General features: G+C 56.0%; 20 protein-coding genes. 12 read left to right on the forward strand and 8 right to left on the reverse strand.

Translation table 11 applies throughout. The annotated features are described in order from the left end of the window. The 3 genes from BSP75_RS06985 to BSP75_RS06995 all read left to right on the forward strand — a co-directional run. Window positions 1-2,653 (forward strand): VWA domain-containing protein (locus BSP75_RS06985; RefSeq protein WP_148140640.1); only part of this gene is annotated, 2,653 nt, incomplete at its 5' end. A gap of 86 nt (window positions 2,654-2,739) precedes the next feature. Continuing rightward, window positions 2,740-3,300, forward strand: coding sequence for a hypothetical protein (locus BSP75_RS06990; RefSeq protein ID WP_075112698.1), 561 nt, complete (start codon window positions 2,740-2,742; stop codon window positions 3,298-3,300). A gap of 56 nt (window positions 3,301-3,356) precedes the next feature. Then, window positions 3,357-4,073, forward strand: a complete 717-nt coding sequence (locus BSP75_RS06995) for an SIMPL domain-containing protein (protein ID WP_058053769.1) — start codon at window positions 3,357-3,359, stop codon at window positions 4,071-4,073. A 135-nt stretch (window positions 4,074-4,208) separates the two neighbouring features. Here BSP75_RS06995 and ahpF read toward each other — a convergent pair whose 3' ends face one another. The 3 genes from ahpF to BSP75_RS07010 form a co-directional block, all read right to left on the reverse strand. Then, the gene (ahpF, locus tag BSP75_RS07000) at window positions 4,209-5,789 is read right to left on the reverse strand and encodes an alkyl hydroperoxide reductase subunit F (protein ID WP_075112699.1); all 1,581 of its coding nucleotides are present in this window, start codon (window positions 5,787-5,789) and stop codon (window positions 4,209-4,211) included. Window positions 5,790-5,943: 154 nt separating this feature from the next. Further along, window positions 5,944-6,510 (reverse strand): alkyl hydroperoxide reductase subunit C, encoded by a 567-nt coding sequence (gene ahpC / locus BSP75_RS07005; RefSeq protein ID WP_011705621.1) that lies wholly within the window; start codon window positions 6,508-6,510, stop codon window positions 5,944-5,946. Window positions 6,511-7,189: 679 nt separating this feature from the next. Beyond that, entirely contained in the window at window positions 7,190-7,636 is a 447-nt protein-coding gene (locus tag BSP75_RS07010; protein WP_042656350.1) for a CBS domain-containing protein, read from the reverse strand. Between the two features lie 212 nt (window positions 7,637-7,848). Between BSP75_RS07010 and queA the strand changes: the two genes are divergently transcribed. The 7 genes from queA (at window position 7,849) to nlpI (ending at window position 14,818) form a co-directional block, all read left to right on the forward strand. Then, the gene (queA, locus tag BSP75_RS07015) at window positions 7,849-8,901 is read left to right on the forward strand and encodes a tRNA preQ1(34) S-adenosylmethionine ribosyltransferase-isomerase QueA (protein ID WP_075112700.1); all 1,053 of its coding nucleotides are present in this window, start codon (window positions 7,849-7,851) and stop codon (window positions 8,899-8,901) included. Window positions 8,902-8,975: 74 nt separating this feature from the next. Then, window positions 8,976-10,112, forward strand: coding sequence for a tRNA guanosine(34) transglycosylase Tgt (tgt, locus tag BSP75_RS07020; protein WP_042063376.1), 1,137 nt, complete (start codon window positions 8,976-8,978; stop codon window positions 10,110-10,112). A 52-nt stretch (window positions 10,113-10,164) separates the two neighbouring features. Continuing rightward, window positions 10,165-10,500: a preprotein translocase subunit YajC gene (yajC, locus tag BSP75_RS07025; protein WP_042063375.1), complete on the forward strand. Its 336-nt coding sequence runs from the start codon at window positions 10,165-10,167 to the stop codon at window positions 10,498-10,500. A gap of 18 nt (window positions 10,501-10,518) precedes the next feature. Then, on the forward strand, window positions 10,519-12,372 hold the full coding sequence (gene secD, locus BSP75_RS07030) for a protein translocase subunit SecD (RefSeq protein WP_075112701.1): 1,854 nt from the start codon (window positions 10,519-10,521) through the stop codon (window positions 12,370-12,372). 10 nt (window positions 12,373-12,382) lie between these two features. Then, a complete protein-coding gene (gene secF / locus BSP75_RS07035; RefSeq protein WP_042656348.1) occupies window positions 12,383-13,330 on the forward strand; it encodes a protein translocase subunit SecF in 948 nt (315 codons plus the stop codon). Window positions 13,331-13,414: 84 nt separating this feature from the next. Next, window positions 13,415-13,783 (forward strand): rhodanese-like domain-containing protein, encoded by a 369-nt coding sequence (locus BSP75_RS07040; protein WP_075112702.1) that lies wholly within the window; start codon window positions 13,415-13,417, stop codon window positions 13,781-13,783. Between the two features lie 90 nt (window positions 13,784-13,873). Then, a complete protein-coding gene (gene nlpI / locus BSP75_RS07045; RefSeq protein WP_287867858.1) occupies window positions 13,874-14,818 on the forward strand; it encodes a lipoprotein NlpI in 945 nt (314 codons plus the stop codon). 65 nt (window positions 14,819-14,883) lie between these two features. On the opposite strand, the gene BSP75_RS07050 is transcribed toward nlpI, so the two are convergent. Both BSP75_RS07050 and BSP75_RS07055 read right to left on the reverse strand, forming a co-directional pair. After that, window positions 14,884-15,756 carry a U32 family peptidase gene (locus BSP75_RS07050; protein WP_075112704.1) on the reverse strand — a complete coding sequence of 291 codons (873 nt, stop codon included), beginning with the start codon at window positions 15,754-15,756 and terminating at the stop codon, window positions 14,884-14,886. A gap of 11 nt (window positions 15,757-15,767) precedes the next feature. Continuing rightward, the gene (locus BSP75_RS07055; RefSeq protein WP_075112705.1) at window positions 15,768-16,763 is read right to left on the reverse strand and encodes a peptidase U32 family protein; all 996 of its coding nucleotides are present in this window, start codon (window positions 16,761-16,763) and stop codon (window positions 15,768-15,770) included. 189 nt (window positions 16,764-16,952) lie between these two features. Between BSP75_RS07055 and BSP75_RS07060 the strand changes: the two genes are divergently transcribed. Then, window positions 16,953-17,486, forward strand: coding sequence for an SCP2 sterol-binding domain-containing protein (locus BSP75_RS07060; protein WP_075112706.1), 534 nt, complete (start codon window positions 16,953-16,955; stop codon window positions 17,484-17,486). Here the strand turns inward: BSP75_RS07060 and BSP75_RS07065 are convergent. Together BSP75_RS07065 and BSP75_RS07070 are read right to left on the reverse strand one after the other, a co-directional pair. Further along, window positions 17,439-17,855, reverse strand: a complete 417-nt coding sequence (locus BSP75_RS07065; protein WP_075112707.1) for a hypothetical protein — start codon at window positions 17,853-17,855, stop codon at window positions 17,439-17,441. The genes BSP75_RS07060 and BSP75_RS07065 overlap by 48 nt on opposite strands. A 485-nt stretch (window positions 17,856-18,340) precedes the next feature. After that, window positions 18,341-19,723, reverse strand: a complete 1,383-nt coding sequence (locus tag BSP75_RS07070) for an amino acid permease (protein WP_005333893.1) — start codon at window positions 19,721-19,723, stop codon at window positions 18,341-18,343. Window positions 19,724-20,121: 398 nt separating this feature from the next. On the opposite strand from BSP75_RS07070, the gene BSP75_RS07075 reads away from it, so the two are divergent. Then, window positions 20,122-20,418 carry a hypothetical protein gene (locus BSP75_RS07075; protein WP_231554846.1) on the forward strand — a complete coding sequence of 99 codons (297 nt, stop codon included), beginning with the start codon at window positions 20,122-20,124 and terminating at the stop codon, window positions 20,416-20,418. Window positions 20,419-20,669: 251 nt separating this feature from the next. On the opposite strand, the gene BSP75_RS07080 is transcribed toward BSP75_RS07075, so the two are convergent. Continuing rightward, window positions 20,670-21,482: a pyruvate, water dikinase regulatory protein gene (locus BSP75_RS07080; RefSeq protein ID WP_083617093.1), complete on the reverse strand. Its 813-nt coding sequence runs from the start codon at window positions 21,480-21,482 to the stop codon at window positions 20,670-20,672. Window positions 21,483-21,822: the final 340 nt, after the last annotated feature.

A 21,822-nucleotide genomic window follows, 5' to 3' on the forward strand; every position in this document is an offset into this window, starting at 1 on the left:
CATCACCCGTTCAGCGACCGTGGATCTGATCAGTCGTAGCACAGATGAAGAAGAAGTGGTCAGCCAGAGTAGTGTGTTCAGCTTCGATGATGACGGCCCGGTAGCTCTGAATGACAACCCTGTCTGTATCATGCAATCACCATTGCCATTGGTAAATGTAACACTGGTTTTGGATACCTCGGGCAGCATGCAGGGGGAAAAACTGGCCGCACTTAAAGTTGCGGTTGCTAACTTGGTGCAAGCTTACGCAGGGCTTGATGCGCCAATACATGTCAATTTGGTAACCTTCGCAACGGGTTCCTCCAATGTTGGTGACTATAACTTCAACTCGGTTAGTGATAGTGGTTATATCAACCTGATAAATGCAGTTAATGCGCTCACCGCAGACGGATGGACTAATTACGCAGATGCGCTTAACACAGCCAAAGCGCAAATTCTGCTCGATGTTAATGCCGTCGGTGCGGACAAAGACCAACAAAACAAGCTGTATTTTATCTCTGACGGTAATCCTGAACCTGGTCCCGCAAACCAAGTTTCAGCGATAACTGCATGGCAAACATTTATTACAAATGGGAATGTTGATAGTGATAATAATTCCGCCACAAATCCTTTCCAGGCACATGCGATTGGTATCAATGTGGATACAGGTACCTACCTCAATCCGATTTCTAGTAATGGAGCTTATATTCTTGCCTCGCCGGAAAATCTGTCCGCTACCTTGGTTGACCTGGCAAGCGCTGGCGGTGGGGTAACCGGCAATGTATTGGCTAACGATAACCCAGGTGCTGATGGAGTAAGATGTATCGCATCAGTCTCTGTCGGTGCTCAAACCTATACCCTAAATGCTGATGGTTCTGGCATCGAAATTTTGGGCTCGGGGGCGGTAACTTATAGTTTCGACGCGGTGACCAAAGTATTGAGCCTCAATACTGAACTCGGAGTTCTCAGGATAGATCTGCAAGGTACCAATGTGGGGGAATATAGCTTTGTTGCCAAGGCCAATATATCACCAGCGATCTTTGGTGATGATGGTGCAGTGAAGCAGTTGTTTACATACACCTTGGTTGATGGGGATGGTGATAAGGCACCTGCAAACTTGGAGATTTGCATCCGTAGCAACCAGTCTGTTCTGGTGGTTGGACACAATGTCAGTGATGTCGACTCTTCACACGTTGCTCACCATATAGCCAGTCCGTTCGATTCGGTGGCTGGAGGCGTTATTCAGGGTGCTGCGGGTAATGATGTGTTGATTGGGGATGTTGGTGGCTCCACAAGGTTACCTGGTCAAAAAGCCAACATTGTCTATGTGCTGGATAATTCGGGAAGCATGGATAGCAATATTCCTTTTACCAATATTCAGGGCGGGACCACTAATATCAGCCGTCTTGATGCGTTGAAACAATCTGTTATTGCATCTCTCAATAACCTCTATGAATCGGGGGCTAGTGATATCAAAGTGCACTTGGTCAAATTTGGAACAAATGCACCCGTTGGTCGTACGTTCACGCTTACCGCTAATGGTATTGATAAACTTGATCAGTTGAACGATGCGATTGTGTTTGTCAATGCAATCGTTGCTAACGGGGATTATACGAATTATGAGGCCGGCTTGGTGCAGGCCAATAATTGGATTCAGTCGTCAGCCCCTGTTTTGGCTGCGGATGTGAACAAGGTGCTGTTCGTATCTGATGGTGCACCAAATCGAGCATTAAATGATTCCGGTGGTGTCATATCTGTTGATGCACAGACAGCCATAAAACACGTCCTTGGTACAGCGGGAAATAATGATAATGTCAGTGAGGTTGGGCTCATCGAAACGGCTGGTCCAGGTACAGCACAGGCTTTTACCATTGAGTCGGTTGGTATCAAGGTGTCCGATAGTGCTTTAGCACTGTTAACCGACATCGAAGGGGCAGGAGGGCTTGCAGATAACGTCACCACCGCCAATCAGCTGACAGACATTATTGGTAATATTACAGGGGGGTTAATCAATGTCGCAGTTGTCGGTAATGATGTTCTGCGGGGAGGCGATGGGAACGATATCTTCTTTGGCGACAGTATTTATGCTGACAGTATCGACGGAGGTTGGGTAGCCTTTGCCGCAGCGCATCCTGGAGCAACCAACAGTGAACTGAGAGCGTTGATTGCCGCAGGGCATGTCTCTTTTGGTCAGGACGGTTCGGTTGGTGGCAATGACATTCTGGATGGCGGCGCCGGTGATGACATTCTTTACGGACAAAAAGGGGAGGATCTACTGATTGGTGGTATCGGTAACGATACCCTGACAGGGGGAAGCGGCAAGGATACCTTCAAGTGGATGGCTGGCGATGCAGATGGTGGGGTGGATATCATCCAAGACTTTGATTTTACCCCGTTAGACGAGGACAATTCACAGGGAGATGTGCTTGATTTGAGTGAGTTGCTGGTCGGGGCCAGTCCGGATGCGGATTCACTGCAGTCATACCTTAATTTCAGCTATGACGAGGTCCATGGACAGACGGTCCTTACCATCGATACGAATGGTTCAACCAGTGGTGTTGAGGTGCATCAAACCATTCTCTTTGATGGTATTGACCTGACGACCTTGGGTGACAGTAATCTGGAGATCATCCAGAAACTGTTGGAGGATGGCAATTTGAAGGTTGATCCGTAACGCTGTCTCGGGGCCGGGCTTGCCTGGCCCCTGTTTTTTCCTCAAGGGGATGGATAAGATAGCGGCTGTAGAGGAGAGGGGTAATCATGCAGTCATTCAACTGGGTCGACATTGATGGCATCCGTTATAGCTGGGATGGGCAGGGGAACATTACCTGCGCCGGCCAGTTTGGCTATCAGGCCTCGATCGCGGGTGACCGGCTGGATGGGATGGAGATTGAGAATGAGGCCGGTGATGTAGCGGGCTCGCTCTATGTTGACTTTGCTGCGGCCTCTATCACTTATGTGCCTGTCATGGATACCGAGTCTGCCCATAACATGATTCTGGTTGGCCATGAGCAGGGGCAGCAGGAGTATCCGCTGGCCAGTTTTCACTCCCCGTTGTTGCACGATTTGCTGGGACCGTCTGATACCATCGCCTGGTCTGCGATGGAGGAGGCGAGTGGTGGCTCCGATATCGGACAGGCGGTGCAAGGACACGTTCTGTCGTGGGACTCGTTCCATTTCGATGATGAGGTATTGGTCTGTGGCGCGGCACCAGCGCTGGATATGGCAAGCCAGAGCCAGGATCCCGGCAGCATGGTCACCATCAGCCTCGATCTGACCAATCAGATACTGGATCAGATCCCTCCCTTGCACGATATATGAATCCCTTAGCTGCACGGGCATAATGACCTCAATCTTTCCGATTGAGGTTTTTTTCTATGTGGCGTCCCCTTCTTACTCTTTCCGCTCTGGTTGTCAGTGCTCCGCTGCTGGCGATTGAAGTGCCGCAAGCGCCCCATCTGGTGGTGAGCGGTTATGCCGAGCAAAAGACCGAACCCGATATGCTCACTCTCAATGTGGCGGTGACTGCACTGGATAAGCAGGGCCTCAAGGCCAAGCAGCAGGTCGATACCAAGGTCGCAGCCTTTTTCAGCCAACTGGAAGGGCTGGGGATCAAACGCAGCGATGTTGAGGCTGGCAACCTGATGGTCTCTCCGGAATATCAGTATGGTGAGAACAAGAAGCCGGTATTGCTGGGATACCGTGCCCAGCGGCAATTGGCGGTCAAACTCTATCAACTGGATAAATTGAGCCCCTTGATGGATACCGCTCTCAAAGCCGGGCTGGAGTCCGTATCCCAGATTGAATACGGGTTGAAATCGCCGCAAGTCATCAAGGAGCAAGCTCGTCTGAATGCCGTTGAGGACGCCAAAACCAAGGCTGAATCTTTGGCCAAGGCGTTCGGAATGAAGCTTGGCAAGGTGTACAGTGTGGAGTATCGCAACGCTTCGCCCATCACCGCCTACAGCCGCAACTTGAAGGCGGTGCAGGCCATGGGGATGGCTGCCCCCGCGCCGGATATGGCGGATAACAGCTATCAGCAACAGCAGATCACGGTAAGCGATAATATCGAGGCCGTTTTCTTGCTGGAGTGATCCCGTCGTTTAAGCCAGGTCATGAACAACCCCGCCATTTGCTGCGGGGTTTTTATGTCGCATCGATGCAGATGTAAAAAAGCCGACGCTCGTGTTTACTTCATCGGGCGTCGGCTTTTTGTTGCGCGGGGTTTATCAGGCGGTAATGGCGTCAGCCTTGATCGCTTCCGGCGCCGGGTTACGGATGAGGTAATCAAACGCACCCAGTGCGGCGGTGGCGCCGGCTCCCATGGAGATGATGATCTGCTTGAACGGTACCGTGGTGGCATCCCCTGCGGCGTAGACGCCGGGCAGGGAGGTCGCGCCCTTGGTATCGATCTCGATTTCGCCAAAGCGGGTCAGGGCAATCTCGCTCCCTTTGAGGAACTCGGTATTCGGTACCAGGCCGATCTGGACGAAGATGCCAGCTACCGCCAGGTGCTTGATCTCACCGGTGGTGCGATCTTCGTAATCCATGCCGACCACCTTGCTGCCATCACCGATCACTTCGGTAGTGCGGGCGCTCATGATGATGTCGATATTGCCCATGGAACGAGCCTTCTTCTGCAGCACCTCATCGGCACGTAGGGTATCGGCAAACTCCACCACGGTCACATGCTCGACGATGCCAGCCAGGTCGATGGCTGCCTCGATACCGGAGTTACCGCCACCAATCACCGCCACTCGCTTGCCCTTGAAGAAGGGGCCATCACAGTGCGGGCAGTAGGCCACGCCCTTGGTGCGGTACTCGAGTTCTCCCGGTACGTTCAGGTCGCGCCAGCGGGCACCGGTTGCCAAGATCACGGCTCGGCTCTTGAGGGTGGCGCCGGAGGCGAGATCCACATTCACATAGCCATCTTTGCTGATGGCGGCGGCACGCTGCTCGGTGATCACTTCCACACCGTACTGCTTGACGTGTTGCTCCAGGCTGGCGGCCAGCTTGGGGCCTTCGGTGTAGGGCACGGAGATGAAGTTCTCGATGCCGACGGTGTCCATCACCTGACCACCGAAACGCTCGGCAACGATGGCGGTGCGAATGCCTTTACGAGCTGCATAGATGGCGGCGGCGGCGCCAGCCGGGCCACCGCCCACCACCAGCACGTCGTAGGGAGCTTTCTCATTCAGCTCGGCGGCCTTGCGCTCGGCGGCACCGGTGTCGAGTTTGGCGACGATCTCTTCCAGCGAAATGCGGCCCTGGCTGAACGGTTGACCGTTCAGGTAAACATTCGGTACTGCCATGATTTGACGTTCAGCGACCTCTTCCTGGAACAGGGCGCCGTCAATCATGGTGTGAGTGATGCCGGGGTTCAGGGTGGCCATCAGGTTCAGCGCCTGCACCACGTCCGGGCAGTTGTGGCAGGAGAGGGAGATATAGGTCTCGAAGTTGAACTCGCCCTTGAGATTGCGGATCTGCTCCTGCACGGCCGCATCGGCCTTGGAGGGGTGGCCGCCGCTTTGCAGCAGGGCGAGCACCAGAGAGGTAAATTCATGACCCATGGGGATGCCGGCAAAGTGAACGCGCGGGGCTTGGCCCTGCGGCGCGACACTCATGGAAGGCTTGCGCGCGGCAGTGCCAGAGGTCTGGGTGATCTTGGGGGACATCTCGGCGATCTCGCTGGCCAGTGCCAGCAGCTCTGCAGATTTGTCGCTGTCGTTGCCGGACACGCTGATCTCGATGGGATTGACGATGTACTGCAGATAGGTGTTCAGCTGTTGTTTGAGGTTGGTATCCAACATCTTCGAATTCCTTCTTGTGATTGCGGGTCGGCGTGAAATTTGAGCCGGAAAGGTGACCGGCACATTTAACACAGGCCGGAGCGCTAACCGGCGCATTTAACCGGGCCGGAAAGCAGACCGGCCCTGAAGCGGGCCGGTCTTGGAAGCGGGAGGCTTAGATCTTGCCTACCAGATCCAGGGACGGGGCCAGAGTGGCATCGCCTTCTTTCCATTTAGCCGGGCACACTTCACCCGGGTGAGCGGCAACGTACTGAGCGGCTTTGACCTTGCGCAGCAGTTCCAGAGCGTCACGACCGATGCCGCCAGCGTTGATCTCGACGATCTGGATGATGCCCTGCGGGTCAATCACGAAGGTACCGCGGTCAGCCAGACCAGCTTCTTCGATCATCACACCGAAGTTGCGGGTGATGGTACCAGTCGGGTCACCAATCATCGGGTACTGGATCTTCTGGATGGTGTCAGAAGTATCGTGCCACGCTTTGTGGGTGAAGTGGGTGTCGGTAGAGACAGAGTAGATCTCGACGCCCAGCTTCTGGAATTCAGCGTAGTTGTCAGCCAGGTCGCCCAGCTCGGTCGGGCAGACGAAGGTGAAGTCAGCCGGGTAGAAGAACACCACAGACCACTTGCCTTTCAGGTCTGCGTCAGACACCTGAACGAATTTGCCATTGTGGTAGGCGGTAGCATTGAACGGCTTGATTTCAGTGTTGATGTAGGTAGACATGTAATTGCTCCTTGGTGATGTACATATGCCGGTCTGGTGTTGAAGAGTCTTGCCAGACGAGGCGCTTAACTTTCGATGGATTCATCATAGGGGCTTTGGTTAATCGATAAAAGCCGCAATTTTGAATCGCTTAAATCTACTTATTAGATATCTCACTATGGCTGTACCTAACATGAATATCTCTGGCGTACAGAGATAACTCCTTGTCGTGGTTCAATATCTGTGCAGTACATCGCCTTTTCAAGGCATGGCAAGCCGTGTGCAGCCGCGATGAGATAAACGGTGGCGCAAACAGGTGGCGCAGGAGGTTGAGGCCGCTGCTCGCAGCGATGGGGATGTGCTGACAAGGGGGAGCAGAAAACGCGGATAAAAAAATCCCGGCGCTATCGTAACGACAGGGCCGGGTCATCAAACAAGGAATGGCTATATAAACAAATGCTTTACAGCAAAGACTAACTACGGGGTGTGCAAACTTGCAGACATATGAGAGGAAGATAATGGGTGCACAATCCCTCGTCTCCCCCTCGGCAACTATTGCATGAGGGGGATAATAGTGTGACGCAGATCACAAGGCAAGTATTTGGTGTAATTTTTCAATCAAAATGAAAGTGTTTCATGATTTCAGCCTGTTTTGACGTCTGAAAACGCTTTTATTGTAATTTAATTACAATCCTTGCAATCAAAAGTCGGTGGGTGGCTCCTGCTCTTCCATCAGTTCCAGCAAGTTGATGGCCACGGCAATAAAGTCTGACTCGGTGACAATGCCGATCAGCTTGCGTCCTTTGAGTACCGGCAGGCAGCCATATTTGTGCCGCTGCAGGTAGAGTGCCGCCTCCTTGATACCGGCATGGGGATCCACACTCGCTACCTGGCGGGTCATGATCTCGTCGAGTTGCACGCTGTCGGTAAACTCGGCTTCCCGCTCCGGATTGATCAGCAACAGTTTGGATTCGCGGGTGGCCAGGATATCGGTAAGGGTCACCAGCCCCAACAAGTGGTGCTGCTCGTCGACGATGGGAATGTGGCGGATCCGCTCCTGCTGCATCAGGTCCATCGCCTGTTTGACACTGTTTTCCGGACCCAGAGTGAAGGGATGTTCGGTCATGATTTCGGATAGGGTCATCATGGTGGGCCTCCTTGTGTATCTGCTTTCACCCTAGCCCAGCCACCACTGGCAAAACATGATCAGGGTCAATACAGATCATTAAAGAATCATTAACCGGAGGCGTGTCTCAATATTGCTCGCTATCCCTTGTCTCTCTTGGGTTTTTGGTCTTTTGGGTTGCCTTGGAAGATGGGGATAACTAGACTAGCCGCCGATTCCCCCCGAGGTGAAAGATGCAAGTATCCGATTTTCATTTTGATCTGCCAGACGAGCTGATTGCCCGCTATCCGATGGCAGAGCGTACCGCCAGCCGCCTGTTGCAGCTCGATGGTCAAACTGGCGCCCTGCGCCACGGTCAATTTGTCGATGTGCTGGACCAGCTCAACCCCGGTGACCTGCTGGTATTCAACAACACCCGTGTCATTCCGGCGCGCATGTTTGGCCAGAAGGCCAGCGGCGGCAAGCTGGAGGTACTGGTGGAGCGCATTCTGGACCCGCACAGCGTGCTGGCCCATGTCCGTGCCTCCAAGGCGCCCAAACCGGGCACCCGGATGATCATGGATGGTGGCGTGGAGGCAGAGATGCGTGCCCGCCACGACGCGCTGTTCGAGATCCACTTCCTCGACCCGCGTCCGGTGCTGGAGATTTTGGAGGCCATCGGTCACATGCCGCTGCCCCCCTATATCGACCGTCCCGACGAGGATGCCGACAAGGAGCGCTACCAGACCGTTTACAATCAGAAGCCCGGCGCCGTTGCCGCGCCGACCGCCGGTCTGCACTTTGATGAGCCGCTGCTTGAGAAAATTCGGGCCAAAGGGGTTGAAACGGCCTTCGTCACCCTGCATGTAGGGGCGGGGACCTTCCAGCCGGTGCGGGTGGAGAAGATTGAAGATCACCACATGCACTCCGAGTATGCGGAAGTGCCGCAAGAGGTGGTGGATGCCATCGCGGCAACCCGTGCCCGTGGTGGCCGGGTGATTGCGGTGGGGACCACCTCGGTGCGTTCGCTGGAGAGTGCGGCCAAGGTCACCCTGGCGCAGGGCAAACCGCTGGCGCCATTCTTCAGTGACACCGACATCTTCATCTTCCCTGGCTACCAGTTCCAGATTGTCGATGCCATGGTCACCAACTTCCACCTGCCGGAGTCGACCCTGATCATGCTGGTCAGCGCCTTTGCCGGGTACGATCACGTGATGGCGGCCTATCAGGCTGCCGTGGCCGAAAATTACCGTTTCTTCAGCTACGGGGACGCCATGTTCGTCACCCGTCGCCAGGCTGAGGCATAAGCTTCAGCGTATTTACCGGGCCGTGAGCGGCCCTCCTATTGTCAGACTGTTTATCTGACGCAGCCGAGGTAGCAATGAAATTTGAACTGAAAACCACCGACGGCCGTGCCCGTCGCGGTCAACTGGTGTTCGAACGTGGTGTGGTACAGACGCCGGCCTTTATGCCGGTCGGGACGTACGGCACCGTCAAGGGGATGACCCCTGAAGAGGTGCGTGAGTCCGGTGCCCAGATCCTGCTGGGTAACACCTTCCACCTCTGGCTGCGCCCGGGTCAGGAAGTGATGCGCGCTCACGGCGATCTGCACGACTTCATGAACTGGCAGGGTCCGATCCTGACCGACTCCGGTGGTTTCCAGGTATTCAGCCTGGGCGACATTCGCAAGATCACCGAAGCGGGCGTCCACTTCCGTCACCCCATCAATGGCGAGAAGATCTTCCTCGACCCCGAGAAGTCCATGGAGATCCAGTACGATCTGGGCTCCGACATCGTGATGATCTTCGACGAGTGCACGCCTTATCCGGCGACTTACGAAGAAGCGCGCAAGTCGATGGAGATGTCCCTGCGCTGGGGCAAGCGCTCCCGCGACAAGTTTGATGCGCTGGGCAACAAAAACGCCCTGTTCGGCATCATTCAGGGCTCGGTCTACGAAGATCTGCGGGATGTCTCCCTCAACGGCCTGCTGGAGATCGGCTTCGACGGTTATGCGGTCGGCGGTCTGGCGGTGGGTGAGCCCAAAGAGGATATGCACCGCATCCTCGAGCACGTCTGCCCGAAAATTCCGGCCGACAAGCCGCGTTACCTGATGGGTGTTGGCAAGCCGGAAGATCTGGTGGAAGGGGTGCGCCGCGGTATCGACATGTTCGACTGCGTGATGCCGACCCGCAACGCCCGCAATGGTCACCTGTTCACCACCGATGGCGTAGTGAAGATCCGCAACGCCAAGTATCGCAACGACACCAGCACCCTGGATGCCGATTGCGATTGCTACACCTGCAAGAACTACACCCGCAGCTATCTGTATCATCTGGACAAGTGCAACGAGATCCTCGGTGCCCGTCTGAATACGATTCATAACCTGCGTTACTACCAGCGTGTAATGCAAGGTTTGCGGGACGCGATCGAGCAGGGTAAATTAGACGACTTTGTAACAGAGTTTTACCGTCGGCAAGGGAAGCCTGTGCCTCCGCTAGCTGAAAAAGACGTGAAATAACAACGATATATAAGTTTTTTATCAAATCTACATCAAAACAAGAGGTTGTTAAATGAGCATTATCTCCAAGGCGTATGCAGAAGGCGCAGTTCCGGGTGCACAGGGTGGTGGTATGGAAATGATCATCATGCTGGCCGTGTTTGGCCTGATCTTCTACTTCATGATCTATCGTCCCCAGGCCAAACGCGCCAAGGATCACCGCAATCTGATGACCTCCTTGTCCAAGGGTGACGAAGTGCTCACTTCCGGTGGCCTGGTTGGCAAGATTGCCAAAGTGGCTGCCGATAGCGATTACCTGGTGATCGCCCTGAACGACCAGACTCAAGTCACCATCAAGAAAGACTTCGTCTCCGCCGTTCTGCCCAAGGGTTCTATCCAGTCCCTTTAATCTCCCAAGGAGCACAGCGTGTTGAATCGCTATCCGCTGTGGAAATACCTGATGGTGGTCTTCGTGATCGCCATCGGTTTTCTATATGCAGCCCCCAATCTTTACGGCGAAGATCCGGCCTTGCAGGTCTCTGCCAGCCGTGGTGCCGAAGTCAAGCTAGATACCCTTGACCTGGTGAAAGAGACCCTTGAAACGGCCAAGATCCCGGTCAAACATGCTGCATTCGAGCACGGTTTTATCCTGATCCGTTTCAAGAACACCGAAGACCAGCTCAAGGCGCGCGATATTGTTGCCAGCAAGCTGGGCGACAACTTCATTACCGCACTCAACCTGGCACCTTCCACTCCCGCCTGGCTCGAAGCCATCGGTGCGGCGCCTCTGAAGCTGGGTCTTGATCTGCGCGGTGGTGTGCACTTCCTGATGGAAGTGGACATGGCCGAAGCACTGACCAAGCAGCAAGAGCAGATGGTGCAGGATTTCCGCACCGAGCTGCGCAACCAGAAGATCCGTTACTCCGGCGTGCGCCGGACCGGCGATCAGGTGCAGGTGATCTTCCGTGATGAAGCGGATCAGGAACGCGCTGTTTCTCATCTGCGTCGTCAGAACCCTGATTTGACCTTCACCACCGAGCAGAAGGGGGATGAGTTCATCCTGCTGGCCGGTCTGAGCGAAGCCAAAATCAAGGAAGTGAAGAAGTACGCTCTCGAGCAGAACATCACCATCATCCGTAACCGGGTCAACGAACTGGGTGTGGCCGAGCCGCTGGTACAACAGCAAGGTGCCGAGCGCATTGTCGTTGAACTGCCCGGTATTCAGGATACCGCCCGCGCCAAGGAGATCCTGGGTGCCACCGCGACCCTGGAATTCCACATGGTGGATGAGGCGGCTGATATTCAAGCCGCTGCCGATGGTCGTGTCCCGCCCAGCTCCAAGCTCTACAGCGATCGCAACGGTCGTCCTGTAGTGCTGCAAAAGCGGGTGATCCTGACCGGTGACCACATCGTGGGTGCCCAGTCCGGTTTCGACGAGTACAGCCGTCCCCAGGTCAACATCAAGCTTGATGGCCAGGGTGGCAACAAGATGGCCAACTTTACCAAGGACAACGTGGGTAAAGGGATGGCGACCGTCTTCATCGAGTACAAGCCGGTCGGTCAGCCTGGTCCGGATGGCAAGCGCAAGTTCCGCAAGCAGGAGGAGGTGATCAACGTCGCCACCATCCAGTCGCGCCTTGGCAGCCAGTTCCGTATCACCGGTATCGACAACGCCAACGAAGCCCACAACCTGGCGCTGCTGCTGCGTGCCGGTGCCCTGATCGCCCCGATCCAGATCGTGGAAGAGCGCACCATTGGCCCGAGCCTGGGTCAACAGAACATCGACAGCGGTATGGAAGCCATCGGCTGGGCCATGCTGGTGATCGTGCTGTTCATGGGGATCTACTACCGCGCGTTCGGCTGGGTCGCCAACCTGGCGCTCTGTATGAACCTGGTGTTGATTGTCGGCATCATGTCGATGATCCCGGGCGCCACCATGACCCTGCCGGGTATCGCCGGTATCGTGCTGACGCTGGGTATGGCGGTGGATGCCAACGTGCTGATCTACGAGCGTATTCGTGAAGAGATCCGCAACGGTCGCGGTGTTCAGCAAGCCATCCATCTGGGCTTTGATCGGGCATTCTCCACCATCGCCGACTCGAACGTTACCTCGCTGATCACGTGCGTGATCCTGTTCGGTATCGGTACTGGCGCCATCAAGGGCTTTGCCCTGACGCTGGGCATTGGTCTGACCGCCTCCATGTTTACTGCCATCACAGTTTCCCGTGCCATTATCAACCTGGCTTGGGGTGGACGGCGCATCGACAAGCTGCCCATCTGAGGATAGAGAGATGTTTCAGATTCTACATTTTGAAAAACCGATCCCGTTTATGCGCTATGCCAAGCCGGGTGTGGTTTTCTCTTCCGTGCTGATGGTGATTGCCCTGTTCTTCCTGTTTGATCGGGGTCTGAACTGGGGTCTGGACTTTACCGGTGGTACCACCATCGAGGTGGGGTTCCAGCAGTCGGTGAGCCTGGACAAGATCCACGACGCACTGGAAGAGCAGAAGATTGAAGGGGCAACCCTGCAACACTTTGGCTCCAGCCGTGACGTGCTGTTCCGCCTGACCCCGAAAGAGGGGGTCAAGGTAGAACAACAGGGTAACGAAGTGCTGGCGGCGGCCAAGCTGCTTGACGAGGGCGCTGTGCTCAAACGCGTCGAGTTTGTCGGCCCTTCCGTGGGTGATGAACTGGCGACAGACGGTGCGCTGGCCATGCTGGCCTCCATCCTCTGTATCCTGGCCTATGTGGCGGTGCGCTTCGAGTGGCGTCTGGCGCTGGGGGGTATTCTCTCTCTGGTGCACGACGTGGTGATCACCCTGGGCGTGTTCGCCTACTTCCAGTACGAGTTCGACCTGACCGTGCTGGCGGCGTTGATGACCCTGGTGGGTTACTCCCTGAACGATACCATAGTGGTGTTCGACCGCCTGCGGGAGAACTTCCGCAAGGTGCGTAAAGGGGATACCGACTACATTCTCGATCTCTCCATGACCGAGACCCTGAGCCGTACCATCATCACCTCCGGCCTCACCTTTATCGTGGTGCTGGCGCTGCTGCTCAAGGGCGGTGCGCTGATCCACGGCTTTGCCGTGGCCATGGTGATCGGTGTGGCGTTCGGTACCTACTCCTCCATCTATGTGGCGAGTTCGTTTGCCATGTTCCTCGGCGTCAAGCGCGAGCACATGCTGCCGACCCAGGTAGAGAAAGAGGGTGCGGACCAACAGGAAATCCTGCCGTAACAGTGAAGAGCGCCTGATGGCGCTCTTTTCTTATCTCTGCGTGTCGTTTGCTGACGCACATGATTCAAACAACAGGAGTTTGTCATGCATCACAATCCCCGTTTTTTGGCGCTGGTTGACGGGATCCGCTCCCGTGTCACCGAAACCGATGTTCACCAGATCAAGCGCTGGCAGGATGAAGGGCGCACGTTTCAGCTGATCGACGTGCGGGAAGAGAGCGAGTGGGCCAAGGGCCACCTGCCCGGCGCCCGTTATCTTGGCCGTGGGGTGATCGAGCGGGATATCGAGACCCTGTTCCCGGATCCCGAGACCGAGCTCTACCTCTATTGTGGCGGTGGTTTTCGCTCCATTCTGGCAGCGGACAACCTGCAACAGATGGGTTATCGCAAGGTGATCAGCGTAGACGGCGGTTTTCGCGGTTGGCTGGAGGCCGGATACCCTGTCGAATCCTGATTTATTTGAGGTAGAGGGGCACAGCTACATGACAAAGTGGCAGTTGACCTTTACCATATGCGGGGTCAAGCGTAAGCGTCGGAGTGTTCATTGAACGTCAGGAAAGGGATTGGATACCTCCTTGGTATCCTGTTGTTGCTTCCCATGTGGGGTTGCAGCAGTAGCAGTCAGGTTAACACCCCCAAGGTTCCCAAGCCGCAGCCTGCTTCACTGGTTTTGGCGACCCCCCTGCAGGTCTCCTACCAAAGCGAGCTGGCGTTGGCGCGACTCGGGCAGATGCTCAGTGAAATGGAACTGACCACCGAACAGCGGGCAGAGTTGTTCTATGAGCGTGCCGTGGTGTTTGATCGGGTTGGCCTGCGTTCCCTCGCGCGGCTCGATTTCAACCGTGCCCTGCGGGAGAAGCCGGATTTCGCCGAAGCCTACAACTTCATCGGCGTCTATCTGGTACAGCAGCAGAATTACGATGAAGCCTATGATGCGTTCGATTCCGCCCTCGAACTGGCGCCGGACTATGACTATGCCTACCTCAACCGTGGCATCGCCCTCTATTACGGCAACCGTCCCGAGCTGGCCGCGGCCGATATGAAGCGTTTCTACGAGGCGCAGCCGGAAGACCCCTATCGGGTGATCTGGCTCTATCTGGCCGAGCAGAAACTCGACCCGTCGGCGGCCATGAGCCGGATGCGCGAGCGTCTCAACAAGTACGATGACGATGCCTGGAACTGGGATCTGGTGCGCCTTTATATCGGCGAGATCAATGCTTCCCAGCTGATGGGCAACGTGGTGAAAGGGGTGAAGGATAACCGGGAGCTCGCCGAGCGCCTGTGCGAAACCTACTTCTATCTGGGCAAGTTCGAGCTGGGCAAAGGCAACCGCAAGGAAGCCATCAGTTACTTCAAGCTGGCCCTCTCCAACAACGTCTACGACTTTATCGAGCACCGCTATGCGCTGCTGGAACTGGAGTTGATGGCGCGCAAACCCTTGCCGCCAGGCGCCCAGAGCGCCCGCAGCAAGAGTGATCAACCCTCCTGAACCACTGCGTTATCGTTGTAAAAAAGGCCTCGCGATGAGGCCTTTTTGTTGGGCGAATGGCGGGCTTATTCCACCAGACTCATGCCGGGGATCTGGCGCCAGTAGCCGTTGCAGTCGCTCCCCTGCTGCAGAGGCAAAGGGGCCTGCCCTTGCTGATTGGCTTTGAAGCGGGCCAGCATCTCCAGCGTATCCATTCCTTGCGGTGATAGCCTGACTACATCCACCAGACCTGCCATGCCTGCCAGCTCGTTGCCCAGGTTGTAGCAGTAGCCGGACTGGGTCTGGATCCCGTTGAGATTGAACACCCGCAGCCCCTCGCGGCTGTTGGCCAGTCGTCCGGTGGGGTAGTTGATGCAGGCGAGCTCGCAGTTGTCCTTGGGCTTGTCGAGGGAGCGGGCGGTGAAGCAGCGCGCCGAGTAGGCGAGCGGCAGATGGCCGTAGGCAAACACCTCCACCTCGAACTGGTCGCGCAGGGACCCCAGATCCTGATTGAGCTGGATCAGCCAGTCACGGGAGAGTTCCACCGGCATAACCCAGCGCTTCATCCCCTGTTTGAGCAGCATGCGCAGCACATCGGCGTTATAGGCGTTGATGGCGGGGCCGCAGACAAACGGGATTCCTGCCTCCCAAGCGAGTTGCACCGTACCGAGATCGTTGGCTTCGACCAGCAGATCGCCGTTGTCGACCAGCCGCTTCACTTCCTTGAGTTCGGAGGGGGCGGAGATGAGAGCGAGGGTCGAGAGCACTACCTGCTTGCCGGAGCTGGCGACCTGACGGGCCAGCGCAATCCAGTCATCGACTTTGAGTTCGCGTCGCTTGCTGCAGACGGTCTCCCCCAGATAGATGATGTCGGCCTGGCTGTCGGCCGCAGCATGGTAAAAGGCTTCGGTATCGGCTTTGGGCCAGTAGAAAAGCAGAGGCCCGAGAGAAAATTGCATGGATGGACTCCTTATTGCCACTGACGATGATAGGCGCCGAGGGTAGTCTGGCTCCCTTCGGAGACGCGGGCGAGCTGGGCATCCCACTCAGGCTTGACCTGATAGGCCTCGGGATTGGCCTGATAGGCATCTATGGCCGCACGCCAGACCCTAGTCACCTGCTCCACATAGGCGGGGCTGCGTTGGCGCCCTTCAATTTTGACCGACTGGATCCCGGTCTGGAACAGCTCGGGCAACAGGCCAAGGGTATTGAGACTGGTCGGCTCTTCCAGTGCGTGGTAGGTCTGGCCATCCACGTCGAAACGCCCCTTGCAGAGGGTCGGGTAGCCAGCATTTTCACCCGGGCCGTAGCGGTCGATCAGCACCTCGTTGAGCCGTGACTCGAGGCCGCTTGGGGTCTCTTCCCAACGGACGAACTTGGCCGGTGAGCAGGCGCCGACCGTGTTGGGGCTCTCGCCCGTCATGTAGGAGGAGAGATAGCAGCGACCCTCGGCCATGATGCAGAGGCTGCCAAAGGCGAACACCTCGAGGCCAACGTCGGTCTCGCGGGCCAGCTGTTTGACCTGATGCATGGAGAGCACCCGGGGCAGCACCACCCGTTTGACATTGAATTGCTGCTGATAGAAGCGAATGGCGGCGGCATTGGTGGCGCTGGCCTGCACCGAGACATGGAGTTCCATCTCGGGATAGTGGCGGCTGGCATAGTCCAGCACCGCCAGATCGGCGATGATCAGGGCATCGGCGCCGAGGGCCACCCCGCGATCAACCGCCTGTTTCCATCGTGCATCGGCACCGGGATGGGCAAAGGTGTTGATGGCAATATGCAGTTTGCGACCATGTTGATGCACATAATCCACCGCCTTCTCCAGTTTGCTGTCGGTAAAGTTGAGACCGGCAAAGTGGCGGGCATTGGTGTCATCCTTGAAACCGATATAAACGGCATCGGCCCCGTTATCCACGGCGGTTTTCAGTGCCGGCAAACTGCCTGCCGGACAGAGTAATTCCATTGGTACGCTCCGAGAGTGCATATGAAGGGCAAACGAGCCCTGATTGTATGCAGCCATGCACTCCCGCTTTTTGACCTGAGGCAGCTTTGTGTGGCTTTACCCTTCTTGAGGTAACCCTGCACAAGTTTGATTTCCAACAGGATCTTGCCACTCTCCCTGTGTTTGAATGCGCAAAAAAGGGAGTCTATCGTGTTTCAACAACTGCAACGTCGCCTGGTCGAACAGGCTCCGCGCTTCTTGCGCCATCCCCTCAAGCTGGTTCCCTTCAATCTGCAAAAGCAGCTGATGGAGAGTTTGCTGGCCAGGGTCTTCAAAGAGGCCATCGCAGATGGCGATTTCGCGTTTCTGGCAGACAAGTGGCTGAAAGTCGACGTCTCTGATCTGGAGCTCTGTTGGTTTATCAGTGAACAGAACGGTCAGCTGGTGGTGGCGCGCGAGTGTGACAAGGCCGATGTCTGCTTCAGCGGGACAGCCAACGACCTTATTCTGATTGCCGGTCGCAAAGAGGATCCTGATTCGCTCTTCTTCCAGCGCAAACTGAAGATAGAAGGGGATACCGAACTGGGCCTTGAGGTGAAAAACCTGATGGATAGTCTGGATCTCGATGGCTTGCCGAGCCTGATGAAGTATCCCCTGATGGATCTGGCGACGTTTATCGAACGCGCCCGCACCGAGTCAGTGCAAGCTCCGGTGCAGGCGGCGCCGAGCGGGATCCCGTCTTAAGTGGACAATCACCCCGTGGGCATGGCGGCGATAATGGTGCCGTGCCCAGAGGCAACGACAAGCCCACAGACAGGGCACAAAGGCGATGAGGGCGGTAGGGGCGGGCAGTTGTGACATTGCCAGCCCCGCACCCAGCCAGATGAAGGGCTGCGCTTCATACAGCCACTCCGGCTGCAGCCAGCGTTTGCTCGGAAAGATAATCAGGTCGGTGCGCCGGTAACTGGAGCGCATCATCCAGGTCACCGCCCCGGCGATAAACAACAAGGCGCCTGCAAACCAAAGCAGGGGCTGTTCACCCAACATAATGATGGCCATAGCCATCAGCAGGTAGAGGCTGGGCAATCTCTCATAGATAAAGGGAGGAAGCATGGCGTTGTGTCTCCTGTGCCGTTAACCGGATATCCATCAAGTTTAGTTTCCCTCTCTCACTTCCCTCATGCTGGTTTGTTATACAAACAGACGGTTTTGTTCTGAAATTGGACTGACCACGCCCGAGCAGACGATCCAGCCCTAGAGTTTGAGCATAGGAAGAGCATATGGGCACACCACGATTTATACCTGAATTAGCAGTGCGTCAGCTCAATTATTCAGTGGCATAGATCTGAAGTGGTTTAGCGGTTAACTGATACTTTCGGGAGTGGACTGGCTGCATTCGATCCGTTTCGCAGTAGATAGATCAAGCCAGCAATCGCTGTTGATATGGTTCTACAACATACCTCTTTGGTACAGAAGTAAAGAGTCAGCGGTGCTGGATCTCGGCCCACATCCTTATCGCAGGGAGGATGACTGATATGAACAATAAAAAACGCCGATCATCCGATCGGCGTTTGCATTGATGTCGCTAGCTGCGGAAATTAACCCAGATTGGCTGCAACCTTGCTTTGGGCTTGCCCTTTGCGCTTGATGACAAAGCCAATGCCCAGTACCACCAGCCAGGCGGGGATCAGTTCGACCGAGATCCGGAAATCGGGGGTCATATACATGATCACCAGGATGCCAGCCATAAAGGCGAGGCAGAGGTAGTTACCGAAGGGGTACCAGAACGCCTTGAACTTGGGCTGGACACCTTCTGCGACCTTGGCCTTGCGGAACTTGAGGTGCGCCAGGCTGATCATCGCCCAGTTGATCACCAGTGCGGAGACCACCAGCGCCATCAGCAGGCCAAACGCCTTGCCCGGCATCAGGTAGTTGATCAGCACGCAGAGCAGGGTGGCGATGGCCGAGACCGAGAGGGCAACCAGCGGTACGCCGCTCTTGTTGGTCTTGAGCAGGGCTTTCGGGCCGTTGCCCTGTTTGGCCAGACCGAACAGCATCCGGCTGTTGCAGTAGACGCAGCTGTTGTAGACCGACAGCGCTGCTGTCAGCACCACGATGTTGAGCACGGTGGCGACCAGATTGCTGTCCAGTGCGTGGAAGATCATCACGAACGGGCTGCCGCCTTCCACCACTTTACCCCAGGGGTAGAGGGACATCAGGATAGCCAGGGCGCCGATGTAGAAGATGAGGATGCGGTAGATCACCTGATTGGTGGCCTTGGGAATGCTCTTCTCGGGGTTGTCCGCTTCCGCGGCGGTAATGCCTACCAGCTCCAGACCGCCGAAGGAGAACATGATCACCGCCATCGCCATCACCAGACCGCTGATGCCGTTGGGGAAGAAGCCGCCTTGGGCCCACAGGTTGGTGACGCTCGCCTCGGGGCCGCCGGCACCAGAGATGAGCAGATAGCCGCCAAAGCCAATCATGCCGATGATGGCGACCACCTTGATGATGGCGAACCAGAACTCCATTTCGCCAAACGCTTTGACGTTGGAGAGGTTGATGGCGTTGATAAGCACGAAGAAGAAGGCTGCCGACATCCAGGTCGGGATTTCGGGCCACCAGTACTGGACATAAATGCCCACTGCGGTCAGCTCGGCCATGCTCACCAGCACGTAGAGCACCCAGTAGTTCCAGCCGGACGCAAAACCGGCAAACTCGCCCCAGTATTTGTAGGCAAAGTGGCTGAATGAGCCTGCTACCGGCTCTTCCACCACCATTTCACCGAGCTGGCGCATGATCAGGAAGGCGATAAAGCCGCCGATGGCGTAGCCCAGCAGGACCGAGGGGCCCGCCATCTTGATGGTTTGGGCAATGCCCAGAAAGAGGCCGGTGCCGATGGCGCCGCCCAAAGCAATCAACTGAATGTGGCGGTTTTTAAGGCCGCGCTTCAGCTCCTCACCGTCTTGTTTCAAATCCATGGGTCTGTCCTTACGTCTCTGTTGTCTCTTGTCGGTGTTGGGCTCATCCTGAGCAGGCCGCAGTGCGTAGCCAAAACCTGACGAAAGCTGCATTTATTTCGTTACGCCATGCCATTTTCAATTTTTGATGTTGACTGGCAACCGAAGCAGAATAGTGATAATCCGCCATAAATGCACCTGTTTTCCATCTCTAATGGCCGTATTTTGTACCAATGGCAGCTTTTTCATGATCTAAAGAGGCTTGTTGGTAGTTTTTGGTTGATGTTTATGCAATCGAACTCTGTTTTGTTGACATTCCGCCTTATTGGTGGGCTTTTGTGGTGCCAGGCCATAAGTGGATGCAAATGATGCCAAACAAGCGAGAGTGCAGGGAAGAATGCAAGGAAGAGTACAGGGAGTTGGAGCACAGGGAACGCGAAAGCGTGCTGCAACAAGGGGTTGGCCGTGGAGTGTTGGTTGCGCTCTGGTTAGGGATTGCCGCCAGTCCGCTGTTGTTGCTGGTGGCCGCAACCATGTTGCTGGGCTGGCTCTCGCTCGGTGATCAGGGCTTGCTGCACTACTGGCAGCCGCTGTTGCTGGTCGGCGGGGTAACGGGTGCTGTTGCTGGCGGTTGGTTGGCAGAGAGGGTTCGCCTGCGCCACGGCTTGCTGGCCTTCTATGCCCGGTTGATGAACAACCCTGAGCTCAATCGTTAGTTAACTCTGGCTGTTCGCAGAGCAGAGCACAGTAGAGCAGAGCGGAACAAAACAGCGGCTAACGGGCGGCAGGCGCGCAACGGCAGGTTGGAACAGGTTGGCAAGCAGAGGGATAAGCATTTGTGGTGCTTATCCCTTTTTCATCCACGCTTTTCACTGTTATCTATGCAAACCACAACTTACAACAGCTGACTTTTACCGCCGATCTGGGGTTTTTATCTTTTGTTGATGCCAGCAGCTGTAAAGTTGGCTTAACAGAGCTGGCGGCGTAGGCCGGTTGCCTCGAGGACCTTGGCGCTGATCTCCTCCACCGAGTGGGAGCTGGTATCGAGAAAGCGGATCGCCTCTTGGCGAAACAGCCTCTCCACGCAGGACAGCTCCTGCTCGCACTGTTCGATGGAGGAGTAGCGGCTGTTGGCGCGGCGCTGGTTGCGGATCTCCTGCAGTCGCTGCGGCGCTATGGTGAGGCCAAACAGCTTGTGACGGTTGGCCTTGAGGGGGGCGGGCAGCTCCAGCATGCCCATGTCCTGCTCGATAAAGGGGTAGTTGGCGGCGCGAATGCCAAATTGCAGCGCCAGATAGAGGCTGGTGGGGGTCTTGCCGCAGCGGGAGACCCCGATCAGGATGATGTCTGCTTCATCGTACTCTTTGGTGGTGATGCCATCGTCGTTGGCCAGCGCGAAGTTGACCGCCTCGATGCGATCGTCATAGAGCTTGCGGTTCTCCATGCCGTGGGTGCGGTGGAGGCGGGGCTCGGCTTTTACCCCCAGCTCCTGCTCCAGCGGGCTGACGAAGGTGTTGAGAAAGTCGTGGCCGCACGCTTCCGATTTGAGCACCTCTTCCCGTACCAGCGGGTCGACGATGGTGTGAAACAGGATGGGGCGTACCCCGGTCTGGCGGAACTGCTCGTCGATCCGCATCCGTACCTGACGGGCCTTCTCTTGGGTCTCCACAAAGGGGATAGTGATCTGCTCGAAGGCCAGCGGAAACTGGCTCAGTACCGCGTGGCCGAACACTTCGGCGGTGATAGCGGTGCCGTCTGAAACATAAAATACGGTGTGCACGTGGGGCTCCTGTGATACCGGCGGGTGGGGCCGCATGGGGTAAAGGGTGAGAAGTATCTCTCGAAACCATACCAGTTTTGTCAACCGGTCTGCTGTGCCCAAGTTGTGAAGTGGCTTGCAAACCTGAATCGTTATCTTTTTGTGTCGCCATTGTAGAATGTTCCGGTCATTCGACCATCCCCAACGCTTGCTCGGGGATTTTTTTGAAAACCAGTAGAAAACGTTTTCATGGTCGTTGGCAACAAAAGAAACAGACAATAACGCACCTGACTTACCCATAACCTCATCGATTAAATCGGGCGCACGAGGTGCTATGGCATCGGTGCCCACCAACCTGGAG

Origin of the sequence: Aeromonas sp. YN13HZO-058 (assembly GCF_001921245.1) — a bacterium.
Classification (GTDB): domain Bacteria; phylum Pseudomonadota; class Gammaproteobacteria; order Enterobacterales; family Aeromonadaceae; genus Aeromonas; species Aeromonas allosaccharophila.

Coding starts and splice junctions, on each gene's coding strand:
- BSP75_RS06990 (WP_075112698.1), top strand. CDS start 2,740: ATGCAGTCATTCAACTGGGTCGACATTGATGGCATCCGTTATAGCTGG.
- BSP75_RS06995 (WP_058053769.1), top strand. CDS start 3,357: ATGTGGCGTCCCCTTCTTACTCTTTCCGCTCTGGTTGTCAGTGCTCCG.
- ahpF (WP_075112699.1), bottom strand. CDS start 5,789: ATGTTGGATACCAACCTCAAACAACAGCTGAACACCTATCTGCAGTAC.
- ahpC (WP_011705621.1), bottom strand. CDS start 6,510: ATGTCTACCTACATCAACACTGAAATCAAGCCGTTCAATGCTACCGCC.
- BSP75_RS07010 (WP_042656350.1), bottom strand. CDS start 7,636: ATGATGACCCTATCCGAAATCATGACCGAACATCCCTTCACTCTGGGT.
- queA (WP_075112700.1), top strand. CDS start 7,849: ATGCAAGTATCCGATTTTCATTTTGATCTGCCAGACGAGCTGATTGCC.
- tgt (WP_042063376.1), top strand. CDS start 8,976: ATGAAATTTGAACTGAAAACCACCGACGGCCGTGCCCGTCGCGGTCAA.
- yajC (WP_042063375.1), top strand. CDS start 10,165: ATGAGCATTATCTCCAAGGCGTATGCAGAAGGCGCAGTTCCGGGTGCA.
- secF (WP_042656348.1), top strand. CDS start 12,383: ATGTTTCAGATTCTACATTTTGAAAAACCGATCCCGTTTATGCGCTAT.
- BSP75_RS07040 (WP_075112702.1), top strand. CDS start 13,415: ATGCATCACAATCCCCGTTTTTTGGCGCTGGTTGACGGGATCCGCTCC.
- BSP75_RS07050 (WP_075112704.1), bottom strand. CDS start 15,756: ATGCAATTTTCTCTCGGGCCTCTGCTTTTCTACTGGCCCAAAGCCGAT.
- BSP75_RS07055 (WP_075112705.1), bottom strand. CDS start 16,763: ATGGAATTACTCTGTCCGGCAGGCAGTTTGCCGGCACTGAAAACCGCC.
- BSP75_RS07065 (WP_075112707.1), bottom strand. CDS start 17,855: ATGCTTCCTCCCTTTATCTATGAGAGATTGCCCAGCCTCTACCTGCTG.
- BSP75_RS07070 (WP_005333893.1), bottom strand. CDS start 19,723: ATGGATTTGAAACAAGACGGTGAGGAGCTGAAGCGCGGCCTTAAAAAC.